Source organism: Natronomonas sp. (genome assembly GCF_036625485.1).
Classification (GTDB): Archaea; Halobacteriota; Halobacteria; order Halobacteriales; family Haloarculaceae; genus Natronomonas.
In genome coordinates this window covers 1-14,199 of sequence record NZ_JAZKTR010000057.1, presented here as the reverse complement: position 1 = coordinate 14,199, position 14,199 = coordinate 1, and the positions used below count along the sequence as shown (strand labels likewise).

14 protein-coding genes are annotated in these 14,199 nt (G+C 66.0%); 7 read left to right on the top strand and 7 right to left on the bottom strand.

The window, feature by feature from the left end; translation table 11 throughout:
- The coding region (locus tag V5A53_RS07550; RefSeq protein ID WP_332312979.1) for a hypothetical protein at positions 1-263 on the top strand (263 nt) is incomplete at its 5' end.
- Between the two features lie 83 nt (positions 264-346).
- Positions 347-1,924 (top strand): tryptophan--tRNA ligase, encoded by a 1,578-nt coding sequence (locus tag V5A53_RS07545; protein WP_332312978.1) that lies wholly within the window; start codon positions 347-349, stop codon positions 1,922-1,924.
- A gap of 27 nt (positions 1,925-1,951) precedes the next feature.
- On the opposite strand, the gene V5A53_RS07540 is transcribed toward V5A53_RS07545, so the two are convergent.
- Both V5A53_RS07540 and V5A53_RS07535 read right to left on the bottom strand, forming a co-directional pair.
- Positions 1,952-2,488: a hypothetical protein gene (locus tag V5A53_RS07540; RefSeq protein WP_332312977.1), complete on the bottom strand. Its 537-nt coding sequence runs from the start codon at positions 2,486-2,488 to the stop codon at positions 1,952-1,954.
- A 121-nt stretch (positions 2,489-2,609) separates the two neighbouring features.
- On the bottom strand, positions 2,610-3,701 hold the full coding sequence (locus V5A53_RS07535; RefSeq protein WP_332312976.1) for a PrsW family intramembrane metalloprotease: 1,092 nt from the start codon (positions 3,699-3,701) through the stop codon (positions 2,610-2,612).
- Between the two features lie 134 nt (positions 3,702-3,835).
- On the opposite strand from V5A53_RS07535, the gene V5A53_RS07530 reads away from it, so the two are divergent.
- Genes V5A53_RS07530 through V5A53_RS07520 form a run of 3 tightly spaced genes read left to right on the top strand, consistent with a single transcriptional unit; the run spans position 3,836 to position 5,842 of the window.
- Positions 3,836-4,030 (top strand): hypothetical protein, encoded by a 195-nt coding sequence (locus V5A53_RS07530; RefSeq protein WP_332312975.1) that lies wholly within the window; start codon positions 3,836-3,838, stop codon positions 4,028-4,030.
- Positions 4,031-4,088: 58 nt separating this feature from the next.
- Entirely contained in the window at positions 4,089-4,463 is a 375-nt protein-coding gene (locus V5A53_RS07525; RefSeq protein WP_332312974.1) for a DUF7532 family protein, read from the top strand.
- A complete protein-coding gene (locus V5A53_RS07520) occupies positions 4,460-5,842 on the top strand; it encodes a DUF402 domain-containing protein (protein WP_332312973.1) in 1,383 nt (460 codons plus the stop codon). The genes V5A53_RS07525 and V5A53_RS07520 overlap by 4 nt, the downstream gene beginning before the upstream one ends.
- An 18-nt stretch (positions 5,843-5,860) precedes the next feature.
- Here the strand turns inward: V5A53_RS07520 and V5A53_RS07515 are convergent, their stop codons facing one another.
- Both V5A53_RS07515 and V5A53_RS07510 read right to left on the bottom strand, forming a co-directional pair.
- The gene (locus tag V5A53_RS07515) at positions 5,861-6,997 is read right to left on the bottom strand and encodes a nicotinate phosphoribosyltransferase (protein ID WP_332312972.1); all 1,137 of its coding nucleotides are present in this window, start codon (positions 6,995-6,997) and stop codon (positions 5,861-5,863) included.
- A 37-nt stretch (positions 6,998-7,034) separates the two neighbouring features.
- Entirely contained in the window at positions 7,035-8,501 is a 1,467-nt protein-coding gene (locus V5A53_RS07510) for an Hvo_1808 family surface protein (RefSeq protein WP_332312971.1), read from the bottom strand.
- A 129-nt stretch (positions 8,502-8,630) separates the two neighbouring features.
- Between V5A53_RS07510 and V5A53_RS07505 the strand changes: the two genes are divergently transcribed.
- The gene (locus V5A53_RS07505) at positions 8,631-9,203 is read left to right on the top strand and encodes a cysteine hydrolase family protein (RefSeq protein ID WP_332312970.1); all 573 of its coding nucleotides are present in this window, start codon (positions 8,631-8,633) and stop codon (positions 9,201-9,203) included.
- Between the two features lie 16 nt (positions 9,204-9,219).
- Here V5A53_RS07505 and endA read toward each other — a convergent pair whose 3' ends face one another.
- From endA to V5A53_RS07490, 3 genes are all read right to left on the bottom strand, one after another.
- On the bottom strand, positions 9,220-10,227 hold the full coding sequence (endA, locus tag V5A53_RS07500; protein ID WP_332312969.1) for a tRNA-intron lyase: 1,008 nt from the start codon (positions 10,225-10,227) through the stop codon (positions 9,220-9,222).
- Positions 10,228-10,296: 69 nt separating this feature from the next.
- Positions 10,297-11,013, bottom strand: a complete 717-nt coding sequence (locus tag V5A53_RS07495; protein WP_332312968.1) for a DUF91 domain-containing protein — start codon at positions 11,011-11,013, stop codon at positions 10,297-10,299.
- A gap of 41 nt (positions 11,014-11,054) precedes the next feature.
- Positions 11,055-11,867, bottom strand: coding sequence for a transcriptional regulator TbsP domain-containing protein (locus V5A53_RS07490; RefSeq protein ID WP_332312967.1), 813 nt, complete (start codon positions 11,865-11,867; stop codon positions 11,055-11,057).
- 188 nt (positions 11,868-12,055) lie between these two features.
- Between V5A53_RS07490 and V5A53_RS07485 the strand changes: the two genes are divergently transcribed.
- Entirely contained in the window at positions 12,056-14,128 is a 2,073-nt protein-coding gene (locus V5A53_RS07485; protein ID WP_332312966.1) for a hypothetical protein, read from the top strand.
- Positions 14,129-14,199: the final 71 nt, after the last annotated feature.

The following is a 14,199-nucleotide window of genomic DNA, read 5'->3' as shown; positions in this document are numbered from 1 at the left end:
TTTATAAGCCGGGCGTGGCGACCACCAGACCGCAAACAGCCGGAAAGCCCTCGGCGCGCTGGCGGTCGCTTGGTTCGAGAGAGCGAAGCTCTCTCGTCATTACGAAAGGCACGAAGCGCCTTTCGGACGACCGGCTGGCGCTTGTCTTGGGCGCTCATCGGGCACTACTCGACCGAAGGGAGCGTATCCCGCTGAGCGACCGCCAGCCGGTTGAGGGCTTCGGAGGTAATGTGGTCGAAACAGTCGCCACGCTTTCTTTATAAACAGACACGCCACAACCAGACTGCTCTACAAGCCCTCCCACGCAAGCGAACGGTTTTTGGGCGGACCACCCCGACGGAAGCGTATGGCAGACGAAACCCACGACGACGAGGGCACCCCCGCGTCGCCGGACCGCGAGGTTCGGCCGGACGGCGGGGCGAAGGGCGCGGACGACGTAGCCCTCGACCCGTGGGGCTCGTCGACCGTCGACGACTACCGGAAGCTCTTCGAGCAGTTCGGCATCGAGGAGTTCGACGACGTCCTTCCCGAGGTGCCGACGCCGCACTACCTCATGCGCCGGGGCGTCATCTTCGGCCACCGCGATTACCGCCCGGTCGCCGAGGCGATGCGCAACGACGAGCCGTTCGCCGCGCTGTCGGGCTTCATGCCGACCGGCGACCCCCACATCGGCCACAAACTCGTCTTCGACGAACTCATCTGGCACCAACAGCAGGGTGGTGACGCCTATGGCCTCATCGCCGACATGGAGGCGCACGCGGCCCGCGACATCCCGTGGGACGAGATCGACGAACACACCGAGAGCTACCTGCTGTCGCTCATCGCCCTGGGGTTCGACCCCGAGGAAGGCGAGATCTATCGGCAGTCGACCAACCGCGAGGTACAGGACCTCGCCTTCGAACTCGGGACGCAGGCGAACTTCTCGGAGTTGGGCGCCATCTACGACTTCGACGGCGAGACCGAGGTCTCCTACATGCAGTCGGTCGTCACCCAGATGGCCGACATCCTCTATCCGCAACTCGACGAACCCAAGCCGACGGTCATCCCTGTCGGCCCCGACCAGGACCCACACATGCGGCTGGCCCGCGATTTGGCCGGCCGGATGCGCTACTTCAAGATCACCGAGGCCTACGCGAGTTTCGAACTCGAAGACGGGGAACGCGAACTCGTCGGTCGCGCCTACGAGGCGCTCGCGGCCGAGGCGGACGATCCGGAGACCGACGTTCGCTGTACGGACGCTGCCGACTGGCTCGAAGACGAATCGCCCGACCACCCGGCGCTGTGGGAGGCCGTCGAGAAGCTCCGGTCGGGCGGCAAGGAGCCGCTGCGGCCCCGCGTGCGCTTCCTCGACCGCAACGCGACCGAGGAGGCCTTCGAGGCACTCATCAAGGCAGTCGAGGGCGAAAAGCGCGTCTACGAGGGCCACATCGACAGCTTCGACCTCGACGCCGAGGAAGCCGAGGAACTCGCTCGGGCGGTCGAGGCCGACCACGGCGGCTACGGCTTCCTGCCGCCGTCGTCGATATATCACCGCTTCATGACCGGCCTCACCGGCGGCAAGATGTCCTCCTCGGAGCCGGCCAGCCACATCAGCCTGCTCGACGACCCCGAGGACGGCTACGACAAGGTCAAAGCCGCGACGACGGGCGGCCGCGAGACGGCCGAGAAACAGCGTGAACTGGGCGGGAAGGCCGACGAGTGTCCGGTCTACGAACTCTACGCGTACCTGCTGGCGAACGACGACGACGATTTCGCTGCCGAGGTCTACGAGGAGTGTGTCACCGGCGAGCGACTCTGTGGCGGCTGCAAGGAGCAGGCAGCTGAGTTGATGAAGGAGTTCCTCGAGGACCACCAGGAGAAACGGGAGGAGGCACGCGAGTTGCTCGAAGCCGCCGATATCGAACTCGATAGCCCGCGAAAGTAGGCGTCAGCAGGGATCGAACGCCGCGATTTATACCGAAGTTAGTTCGCTCAGACCGTCGAGACCCGGCATCGTGGGCACGTCGTCGGTCAGTTCGGGGACCTCGTCGTCGGGGAGTTCGGGCGTTTCGCCGTCGCCGGGTGTGTCGGTCTCACAGGTGTCCTGCGGGTCTTCGGGCGGCTCGGCGCTCACGTCGCAGTCGACGCCGCCGGAGACGCTCTCGCCGTTGGCCGCGCCTTCACCGTCGACCTCGACTTCGACGCCGTCCTGTGAGGCCGAAACCTCACCGTCGCCGGTGGCGCTACCCTGGTCGCTTTCGACGCCCACGGAGCCGCCACCACCGCCGTCGTTGTCCCCGACGTCGGGCTCTTCTATCTCGGGAGCCTCGTCGGTCACGTTGACCTCGTCACCGATACCGTCGGCGAGGCCGTCGGTATCGCCGAGGTCGTCCGTGACGTCGGTCGCGTCGTCCAGTCCGGCCGCGGCGGCCGACCCCGCGAACATCGTTGCGACACAGAGTGCGATCAGAACCGATACGAACGTCCGTACTGTGGGCCGTGTACTCATACGATAGTCCGAGAAACAGCGGATAAATAGAAGGGCATTACTCGGGACATTGCCGGTATTTTAAATAAGACGCTGGGAGCGTCGCGGAACCGAAGCCCCCCATCACCCCTCGACCCGTGCGCTACGGGTTCGTATCGGGATCGAATTCGGTCAACTCCGAGGACGCGTCCGCCGGGTCGTCCACGTCGTCGCTGACCCGCTGGTAGGTCTTCCGGTAGCGAGCGAGTTTCCGGTAGAGAAAGTAGAAGAACACGCCGTCGTAGACGACGACGAAGGCGACGAAGATGGCGAAGACGGGGATTGGGACGAACGCGCTCACCACCAGCGGGACGATGCCGACGAGGATGTTGTAGGTGCCGTGGATGAAGGCGGCGATGAGCAGGCCCTTGGCGACGATGGGGCCGGCGTTATCGGGGTTGAACCGCGCGAGGCCGAGGTAGTACCCGGCGAAGGCCGAGTAGATGACGTGGCCCGGCCCGGCGAGGCCGCGGACGGCCGTGATCCCGCTGCCGGCGTCCAGCGTCTGGAAGAACGAGGCGGTGAAGTCGGCGGCGCTCTGTGCGATGACGGCGCTCGGGGCGCTGATGTTCTGGGTGATGTAGAGGACGTTCTCGATGGAAGCGAAGCCGAGGCCGGCGACCGCCCCGTATACCGCGCCGTCGATGACCGAATCGAACCGCTCGTCGCGGTAGGCGTACAGGCGGACCGCCAGCAGTTTCACCGCCTCCTCGCCGGGGCCGACGACGAGGTAGTAAAAAAGCATCATGAAGAGCAGTTCGACACCGGGAACGGGAAGGACTGCGGCGATGCCGCCGCCAGCGACGCCGAACACTCCCGAAAGGGTGGTGTTGATGATGGCCGCGAACCCGGCAAAGAGGATGGCGAGGACGAAGGTCGCGGCGAGCAACGACGCCGGTTCGTCGGTCGTGATGTCGGAGGTGTAGATGTACAGCGCCAGCAGTGCCGCCGGCACGACCGAGAGGACGATGAGCGCGAGGATGAAGGGGTTCTCGACGATGAGGGCGGCCGCGCCCCCGCCGAGGATCAAGAGCATGATGAACAGGCCCAGTGCGACGATGAGCGCCCGTCCGGCACTGAGTACGCCGCGATGCGTCTTGACTGCCAACCGGTCGAGCCGACTGCGGGGCTCCCACGACGCCACGTCGTAGAGGTCCTCCGACTCGTCGGCTCGAGCCTCCACCGGGTCTTTCATACCCGCATTGCGTCCGGCGGTCCCCTAACGTTTTGGCTCATCACGACCGCTGGGCCCGCTCCTGCTGAATGTGATAATACAACATTATGACCTTCAGGAGCAGGTTGAAATACGACGAACGGCCACTTCTTCCCATGACACGCTACAGCGCCAGTCGAGGCATCCTCTACTCCGCGCCGCCGGGCCCCAGCGGGGTCGCCGCCGCCGCGAGCGACGATGTCGATGAGTCGGCCGACCAGGATGCGGTCGACGAGGAAGCGGCCGACACCGCGGCCCCGATTGCCGACGCGGAGGCCGGTTCCGCTGTCGACGCCACTGCCGACGACTAAAGAACCCCCCGGCGTTCCAAGCCGGGACGCTTTCGGCCCCGGCCTTCGAACGAGGGGTATGCACTTCGACCAGCGAACCCAGCAGGCGATGCGGGAGTTCGGCCTCTCGACGGAGGAGATCGCCGAGATCTCCGACGCCGTCGTCGAGGCGACCGCCGAGGACGCCGGCGCCCTCGAAGCCTTCTTCGCCGATCTCGATACCGTCTACTCCGATATGGAACTGGCCCACTCCGCCAGTGAGTTCCCCGAACACGGCCTCGAATACGTCGACCTCTACACCCACGCCGACGACCTCCGGGGCTACATCAAGTTCGATGGCTGGGGCGCCTACGTCGAGGGCGGTCGCGTCCTCTCGGAGTCGGTCGTCGAACTCACGCTCGGCCCGACCGTCGACGACCGCGTTCGCTTCGCCGCCGACCGCGACGAGCTATGACCGACCGCGACAGCGTCCGCGTCCGCGGCATCTACACGACCGCGCTCACCGAACTCCTCTCCGAGGCGTACGACGTGGTCCAGGCCTCCCCGCCCATCCGCGAGCGCTTCGACGCCGACTTCGATGCCGCCCCGGCAGACGTGACCCTCCGAACGACGGACGACCGGCAGGGCGTCGGCGTCTCCGGCGAGGCCGAAGCCGTCGCCGACGTCTGCGACCGCCTCTCGGACCTCGCGCTGGATACGTTCGTCTGGGAGAACCCTGCCCCGCAGGGTGCGGTCTTTCAGGGCGTCGTCGAGGAGACGCTCGGCTCCGGCGCCGTCGTCGATCTGGGCGAGACCGACGGCTGGCTCCCCTACGACCGCACCGAGGGCTACGTCGAGGAGGGCGACACCTACCGCGTACAGGTCGCGATTCCGAAACCGCCGTGGGACGACGACCGCCCGTCGCTGGCGACGGACCTCCGAGTGCCCGGCGGCCTCGTCGAGTTGCGTCGCGACGGCACCCCCGACCGCGGCGAGACGGCCCGCATGGCCGACCTCCTGCCGGTCGACCCCGCCGAAGGTTGGAGTCCCAAGTGGTCCCGGACCGCCGACGACGCCTCGCTGGACGCGATGGCCGACGCACTGGAAGCCGCCAACGACCGCGCCGAGGAACTGATGAGCGCCGTCGCCGATTTCGACGCCGATGACGCGCCCGGTCGTATCGTCGCCCCCGAGGCCGGCACGTGGGTCTGGTTCGGCCGTGAAACCCGGTTCGCCCTCGACGAGCATCGCCGCGACGTCGAGACGACGATGCCCGGCCACCACCGCGTCAAGGCCGCCACCGACCGCGCCAGCGCCGCCGTCGATTTCGCCGAGGCGCTCTGCGAGCCAAGCGGGGAGTTCCCCTTCGACGTGACGACCCGGCAGTTCGGCCCCCAGGAGGGCGACACCCTCGCCATCAGCCACGGCAAACCCGACGGCCGGAACATCGTCCTCGGGCGTGGCGAGGTCGTCGACTGGGATTCCGAGGGTTCGATCACCCTCGAACGCGAGATGACCGGCGGCGGCACCTACGACGCCTTGGGCGTCGACCGCCACGCCGGCGATATCGCCCGCACCACCTTCGTCGAAGGCCGCTGGTGGTACGCCACTGTTTATAAGGGCGAGGACGGAACCCGGCGCGGCACCTACGTCAACGTCTGCACGCCCGTCGAGATATTCCCGCATGCCGTCCGCTACGTCGACCTCCACGTCGACGTGGTGAAGGGGCCGGACGGCGAGGTCCGCCGCGTCGACGACGACGAACTCGACGAGGCCGTCGAGATCGGCCATATCGAAGAAGACCTGGCTGACCGTGCCCGGACGGTCGCCAGTTCTATCGAAAACGCGCTTTGAGACGGCGATTCTCGCGCTCTACGCCTCGCGGAAGCCGACGCGCTCGGCGTCCGCGGTCGCCCGTTCGGCCGCCTCGTCGAGGTCGAACTCCGCAACGACGTCGCCGTCCCGAATCAGCGGTTCCATGAGCGGGTCGCCGCCTGCGGGGCTGGCCTCGTCGGCCAGCCCGATGTGGTGGCCGCCGTCGGGCGTTCGGTAGACCTCCTTTTTGCCCGAGAGTTTGCCCTTCTTGGCGGCGGGTTCGCCCTCGATCTCGACGATGTCGAGGGCGAAATCCAGCGGGTCGGCGTTGGAGATGTGGCTGCCGACGCCGAAGCCGTCGACGACGTCTTCGAGTTCGCGGATGGTCTCGGGCGTAATTCCCCCGCTGACGAAGATGTCGACGTCCTCGTGGCCTTCGGCGTCGAGTTTCCAGCGCGTCTCCTTGATGATGTGGCGGAAGTCGCCGCGGCGGGAGCCGGTGGTATCGAGGCGGACGCTATCGAAGCCCAGTTCGGCAGCGCGGAGGGCCTCGTCGGTCTCGTCGTCGTAGGTGTCACACAGCGCGATACGGGGGACGTCCTCGTCGACGGCCTCGTCGAAGGCCCGCCACGCCTCCTCCTGATTGCCGTGGCCGAAGCATATCATGAGCGCGTGGGGCATCGTCCCGGAGGCCTCGCCGTCGACGAACGCCTCGGCGGCGACGAGCGAGAAGCCGTCGAGGCCGGCCAGCATCGCCGAACGGTCGACGACGCCGCCGATGGAGGGGTGGACGTGCCGGGCGCCGAAACTCAGAAGCGAGGTGTCGGGCGCGGCCCGGCGGGCCTCCAGCGCCGCCGTCGCGATGCCCGAGGCGTGAGAGAGGAATCCCAAAAGCGCGGTTTCGAGCCGGCAGAACTCCAGATACGGCCCCTCGATGCGCATGACTGGGCCGCCGTCGAACAGCGTCCCCTCGGGAATCGCGTCGGCGTCGAGGTCGTAGCCTGCGAGCAGGTTCGCGGCGTCTTTCAGCCCCGCGAAGCAGTCGAACTCGCCGGTCGGGAACTGGTCTCTGGTGACCTCCGCGACGACCGTCGGGTTCCGGCCGGCGTGTTCCAGTGTCTCCTCGGTCCGCAGGAAATACGCGTCCGTCGCCCGCCCCTCGACGATGGCGGATTCCGGGACGATATCGAACATATCGACCCATCGGCGCGCGCGGCGAAAAAGCTAGCCGTTATCCGGCGGCCTCGACCGCGCCCGCGGGCGCGTACACGTCGTCCAGTTCCGCCCTATCCGGCGCCTTCACGACGGTGAAACTGGTCCCGTCTCGGTGAATCCAGACGGCGCCGCGGAACCGTTCGTTCTCGCCAAATCGCCAGACTTCGGCGTCGCCGTGGGTTTCGACCCGCTGGCCGCCCCAGAACTCGAAGACCTGTTCGTAGCCGTCGCCGAACTCGGAGGCGTTGGCCCGGTCGTTGAACGTCACGTTCCAGACGAAGGCCGTCCGGTTGTCGTCGACGTAGGCCTGAAGCCGGTCGGCACGCCAGCCCTCGGCGTAACTCACGTCGTAGGTGAAGGGCCGCTGGCGGTCGAGTCCGTTCTCGCCCGAATTCAGGAACTCGTCTTGGGCGATGACGGCACCGCTTCCGGCCTCGGCGCTTTCGGCATAGAGGGTGTAGGCGAACATCGACGTTAGGCCGCTCTGGCCGACTTCCGCGTAGTCGGGCCCGTCCTCGGTGCGGACGCGCTCCCAGTCGGCGTCGCTACGGTCGGTCACTGTCGCGTTGCCGTAGGCGTCGGTGTCGTACGTCGAGGGATAGATTACCTCGGCAGCGTCGGTCGGCTGATCTCCGTGCATCGCGTCGATGGCGTCCCAGCCGCCGCGCTCGCGGTGGTGGGCGATGAAGGAGGGCCCCTCGGCGTAGGGGAAGAAGCCGGCGAAGTAGACGCCCCAGTGGAACTCGGAGCCGGTCGACGCACCGGAGCCGCCGCCGGTACCGACACACTGCCATTCGCCGCTCTCACAGCGGTCCTCGTAGTCGTGCTGGACCGACATGGCCTCGCCCTCGATGAGGCCGTTGCGGGCGTTGACCGAATCGAGCGTCGCGGGCCCGAGCGAGTCGAGGCCGAACCGCTGGTCCTGTAGGGCGTGGACGAGTTCGTGAGCGAGGGTGTACTCGTTGTTCAGCGTCGCGGGGTCTCGTCCGCTGACGAGAACGAGTCGGCCGGTCCCCGGGACGTAGAAGCCGAGGACGCTGCCGCCGCGGTTGCCGCTTCGGACGTCGACGATGTCCTCGTCGGGACCGACGAGGAACAACGCCTCGAACTGGGCGTTGTCCAGCCGCCGAGTCCCCTCGCCGGGTTCGGTCCAGACGTCGTCGCTTTCCTCGCGGAACTCCGCCCGCGTCTGGAGTTCGACCTCGATGTCCTCCTCGAATTCGAGGCCGCGGAGGAGTTGCACCCGCGCCATCGCCCGCGAGAGGACGGCCTCCGTCTCGGCTTCGGTGAGGCCGTCCGAGGCGTTGATATCGAGCGTGTCGTTGTGCCAGTAGCCGTCGTAATAGCCGAGGTGGTCGATTTCGTGGGATTCGGCGTCCTCGGCGGTCGCCGGCTCCGCCGAAGAGGGCTGATAGCCGGCCGAACAGCCGGCCAGCGCCAGCAGGACGGCGAGCGCGATGGCCGCCATCGGGCGTCGGTTCATCGCCCGGACAGAAGGACGACGCAGGCAAAAAGCCACGGCCGTCCTTCGGGCCTGCCGGACTCCTGGGCCGCCCCCGCCGCAGCAACCCTCGGAGTAACGGTTTTGCGCCTTCTGTCCGAAACGACGAACATGCAACTGGACCCCGACAGCACCGCCGTCGTCGTCGTGGACATGCAGAACGGCTTCTGTCACCCCGACGGCTCGCTGTACGCGCCGAACAGCGAGGACGCCATCGAACCGTGTGTCGAGACCGTCGAGGCGGCCCGCGAGGCCGGCGCCTCGGTCGTCTTCACCCGGGACGTCCACCCGCCCGAACAGTTCGAGGGCAACCACTACTACGACGAGTTCGACCGCTGGGGCGAACACGTCGTCGAGGGGTCGTGGGACGCCGAACTCGTCGCGGAACTCGAACCAGAGGATGGCGAACTCGTCGTCGTCAAACACACCTACGACGCCTTCTACCAGACGGAACTGGAGGGGTGGCTGGAGAGCCACAATATAAACGACCTCGTCATCTGCGGGACGCTGGCGAACGTCTGTGTCCTCCATACCGCCGGGTCGGCCGGCCTCCGGGACTACCGCCCCATCCTGCTTGAGGACGCCGTCGGCAGTATCGAGGAAGCCCACCGCGAGTACGCCTTGGACCACGCCGACTGGCTCTTCGGCGAGGTTCACGCCCGCGAAGACATCGAGTTCGTCTGAGAACCGCAGTTTCGTTTCAGGGGGTCAACCGCGACACCGACACCCAGCGTACCTCCTCGCCGCCGACCAGCGCGTAGACCATCTCCTTGCGGACGCCGTGGGCGAGGCGAACGTCGAGTGCGAGGTCCCGCGGCGAGAGCACTTCGTCGGCAGGTAGCACCCGAATCAGTAGCTCGGAGTGACCCAGTTCCTCGACGCTTTCGACGTCGGCGTAGGTCCGGAAGTCGGCGCCGAACTTGAATCCGGTCTTGGGGACCAGCCCCCGTTCGCGGAGTTCGCGATAGACGGTCAATCGGCGGTCGAACCGCTCGCCCTCGACGGTCCGGCCGCGGTCGACGAGCGCCTCGGCGCCCCCCTCGACGTTCAGATACCCCGTCTCCGCGAGGTAGGCGGCCTCCAGCAACGACAACTGGAGGGTGTCGTCGTCCCGGCCCATCTGCTGGCCGTAGAAGCCCTGCTCGTAGAGGTCGCCGGGTGGGTTCCAGCAGAGGACCCGGTCGTCGAGCAGGTGGCCCTGTGTGGCGCCGTCGAAGACCATCCCACTGCTGCCGGAGACGGGTTCGTCGTCCGTGTCGAGATACGTGATCTCGCTTTCCTCGTCGACGACGGCGAGGACGACGTCGCCGAGCGAGCGAAGGGGAATCGACGCGCGCTCGCCGACGACGCTGACGCGGTGTTCGGCGGTGTCGTCCCACGGGCCGTCCCCGCGGGGATGGACGACGAAATCGATGTCCGAGGGTTCGTCGACCCAGTCTTCCCGGGCCGGCGAGAGGTAGAACCCGCGGTCCCGGAGGTCCCGGTAGACGAGGAAGTCGACGACGATGTCCTCGTTGGCGGCGAGAAAGGAGGCGAAGTCCTGTCCGTCGACCGCATCGAGGTCGTCACGGTAGAGGAGGTGGGCGGCTTCGACCCGCGAGAGGACGACGCCATCGCCCCGCGGTCGGCCGTAGCCCCGCGAATCGTAGTAGCGCTCGCGGGCGTTGGCGCCGACCTCGACGGTGCCGTCGGTGAGGTGGCCCTGCATGGGCAGTCCTCACGCCCCCGGTCGTATAGCCGCTACGGTCGGCCGATAGCGACGCCCCTGCCTCGACGCCTACACCTCACAGGTGGCGTCCAGACACCGCCTGCCGTTGGCGGTCTCGAAGACGGGCAGACCACACTCACACTCGCCGACGACGCGGCCGTCGGGAATCGCAAAGCCCGTCTCGCAGTCCGGATACGCCTCACACCCGGCGATGAGCCCGCCCCGCCGGAGGATATCGAGGGCGCCGCCACATTCCGGGCAGTCCCACTCGCCGTCGAACCGGTCGGTGACCGCCTCCCTGAGGGAGCCGCAGTCGTAATCCAGACACAACTCGAAGGTCTCGCCGCGGTCGACGGTGAACTTCGGCAGGCCGCACTCGCAGGTCGCGTCGGTGACGCTGGCGCCGTTCGGCAGGCCGAAGGCTGCCTCGCAGTCGAGACAGGTCACCTCGCCCGCGGTTCGGACGAGTCGGCCGCCACAGCGACAGTCGCCGACGGGGATGCCGGCGCGGCTGGCGTCGTGTTCGCGGAAGGTCACCTCGCCTTCCTCGGCGGTCTCGATCTGGATGGTCTCGTCGCCGTCGGTCGCGACGACCCACAGCGGGTCCGTCGTCACCGAGAGTGCCGCCGGACGGGTGAGCCACGCGACGGGCTGGTAGCCGTCGGCGTCGTGGACGAGGACGGTGTCGTCGGGCTTGATCAGGACGTGAACCCGGCCGCGCTGGGTGCGGTCGCGGCGGCCGTTGGCGTGGACGATGCAGTCGCCGGTGATGGTGCGGATCGACACGGGACCGCTGGCCGCGGCTTCGTATATAAGCGCTCGGAGAATCAGGACGCGGAAACGCTCTCGGCGAGGCTCAGCAGTTCGGTAGCGTCGACGTCGTCGATGTCTTTTCCGAGGACGAGGCGCTGGCGGGGGCGACCGATATCCTTCGGGATCTTCTCGGTGTCGATGAGCCCGATGTCTTCGAGTTGTCGCTTCTCGCGGGAGAACTTGGCCTTGCTGCCGACGCCGGTGGATTCGCCCCAGTTCCCGAGTTCGTAGAACTGCACCTCGTTTTTCGCGCCCATCAGGATGCTGAGACGGACGGGATCGACCGACGTCTCATCGCTACGTGTGGCGGCGGCCTGACCGAGGGCCGTCTCGACGTCGGCTCGCATCTCGGGTCCGAGGTCCTCACCGAGCCGGTCGAGCATTCCCGAGTAGGCGGGCGTGCGGAAGGAAACATCGTCGGCCTCGGCGTACTGCTCTTCGAGGGCTTCGCCGGTGCCGGTGACGAACGTCTCGTCGTCGGTCGTCAGGACCGTCAGGTTCGATTCGTCGACGCCGGTGATCGTGGTGACGGCGTCGTCGGCGACGATCAAGGACGGAAGGTGGCCCTCACGCCGTCGTACGCTGACGATTCCCTGCTCGATGTAATCGACGAGATACGAGGCGACCAGAAACCGGCGGCGAATCGCTTTCGCGGTTTCGTCGTCGGTCAGAATTCGGATCTTGCCCTCGGAACCGTGTTCCTCTAGTGCATACAGAATATCGGTGAAATCCGAGACCCGTGAAGACGTAATGAACACGTCCGTATCGGCCGCGAAGACGTCCGCGTAGGCCGAGACGCGTTCATTATTAATGCTTCGTAAGGACATACCTCTAGACACGTCGATACCTGAGTTAAATCTTCGGCAAAAGGCTCGTGCCTGAATTGTAATGCTCACAGGTGTGCGACCGATCTATGGCCGGTCGCTGGGCAGTACCTCTCCCGAAGTATCGTGCACTATGTTGTCCAGTGATTCGACGGGCAGACTTATATGCGGAAATAGGATAGGGTGAACCGATGACTGGTGTCGTCTTCGAATCGCTTTCGTCGCCGCCGCGGATTCGCGTCTCGGACGCTGTCGGACACGAGCAAACGGAACTCCATACCGACGAGGCCTGTGCGCTGACGCCCACGACGACGTCGTGTCCCTTCCGGGTCACCGACGCCGTCGAGGCGACTGTATCGGGGTTCGAAATTCGGGGGATAACTCATTCGTTCGTCCGGGACCGGTCGGGTCAGTTGCTTCTCAGCACTGACCACGACTGTGAGCACTCGTTGCCGGCCGACGATTACTACATCGAGCCCACTACCACGATGAAACTGTACGTCGAGGTGTCCAGCAGCATCTCCATCGACGCCAACTCCGAGCGGTTGCGGGTCTCCTTCGACGGTCCGACGCGCGTGGTGTTCGGCTCGCGGTCGCCCCGAAATCGGCCGCCGGAGACGGTCACGACGACCGACGACCCCGAAGACCTGATGACGGCGCTGTCGTGTCTGGGCGAAGGGATCCTGGCGGATTCGCCGGACCGGTCGTATCCGACCATTCGGGGCCACCCGCCCGAGATCGCCCTCGGTTCTGAACTCGACGTTCCCACCAATATCGATCCACACGATTCCGACGTCGTGTTCGAACTGCCGCCACGGGTTGACGCCCTCTATCCCGTCGTCCCGCTCGTCTACTATCTTAATGCGGCCATCGAACCAGGGGATACTCCCCGGCTCGTCGCCGACGGCGAGACGGTCTATGAGACCACCCTACAGACCCTTTCATCGGCGGTCAAGGACCTCCTACCGCACGTGTTCCTGCTCGACTGTCTCGCCCGGCAGGCGGGTTTTTATCCGTTCGATATCGACATCCACGATCGCGTGGCCGACGACCTGCCGTTCGAACCCGCGGACTACTACGACCAATCGACGGCCGAGCAACTGCGGGCGTATCTGGATGTGCCCTTCGAGACGCTTCAGCCCCACCTTCCGCAGTGGTCGGTTACTGCTCACGTCGAACCGGCGACCGAACACATCACAGCGATGCCGTACCTCGCGGCTCAACTCGCCTTCATCGACTGTGCGACCTATCCGCGCGTGACCGGCACCGAGGCCCGGCGAGCCAGCGTGCAGGCCTTCGTCGACGGCGGCCAGCGGACCAGAGCGACGACGGATGTCTTCGACGAACAGGCATCGTTCGTCGACGTCTCGGCGGATTCTCGGACGCGTTCGGATGTCTGGGTCGGCGACGATGTCCCGCTCCGCGCGAACAAGTTCCTCGCAGAGGGCTACCGGAACCGCCACCAGCGTGAACCGCTCGAAACGACGACCATCACGGTGACCATCGTCTGCAACGAGTCGTGGATGGACGGTGAGGCGGCCGCCGTCGAAGACCTCTACGGCGCCCGCGAGGGGTTACCCTTCGAGGTCCGAACCCACGAACGGTTGCGTCGCGAGGAACTGGCTGACGTCCTCCAGCGGGAGACCGACTTCTTCCACTACATCGGCCACGCCGAATCGAGGGGTCTGCAATGTACCGATGGCTTTCTGGACGTCGAATCGGTCCCGTCGGTCGGTACGGACGCCTTCTTCCTCAACGCGTGCCAGTCCTACCGGCAGGCCGCTGCGCTGGTCGAAGCCGGCGCTATCGGCGGTATCGCCACACTCAGCGACGTCATCGACGAGCCGGCAGCGACGGTCGGTCGAACAACGGCACGCCTGCTGAATCAGGGTTTTCCGCTCCGCGACTCACTCGCCATCGCGAGAGAGCGTTCCTTTACTGGTGGACAGTATCTGGCAGTTGGTGATGACAGCGTCGCGCTGGTGCAGGCTGCGAGTTCTCTCCCGAACTATTGTCTTATCACTGGCTCCGATGATCACTACGAGTTATCTATTCGAACGTATACGACCAACCAGTATGGGTTGGGTTCGATGTTTACGCCACAGGTTGAATCTAAAGGAAATAGATATCTCGCTAATATGTTGATAGGTCCTTACAATCTGGACCGGGAGGACCTTATCGAATTCCTCGAACTACTGGATGTCCCGGCCGAGTTCGACGGCGAGTTCTACTGGGCGTCGGAACTGGCTGACGAACTGAAATAGGTTTCAGACGACGTGTTCGGTGTCGTAGGAGCCCAGCACGCGCACCCAGCCGTTCTCGGCGAGTCCGCGCA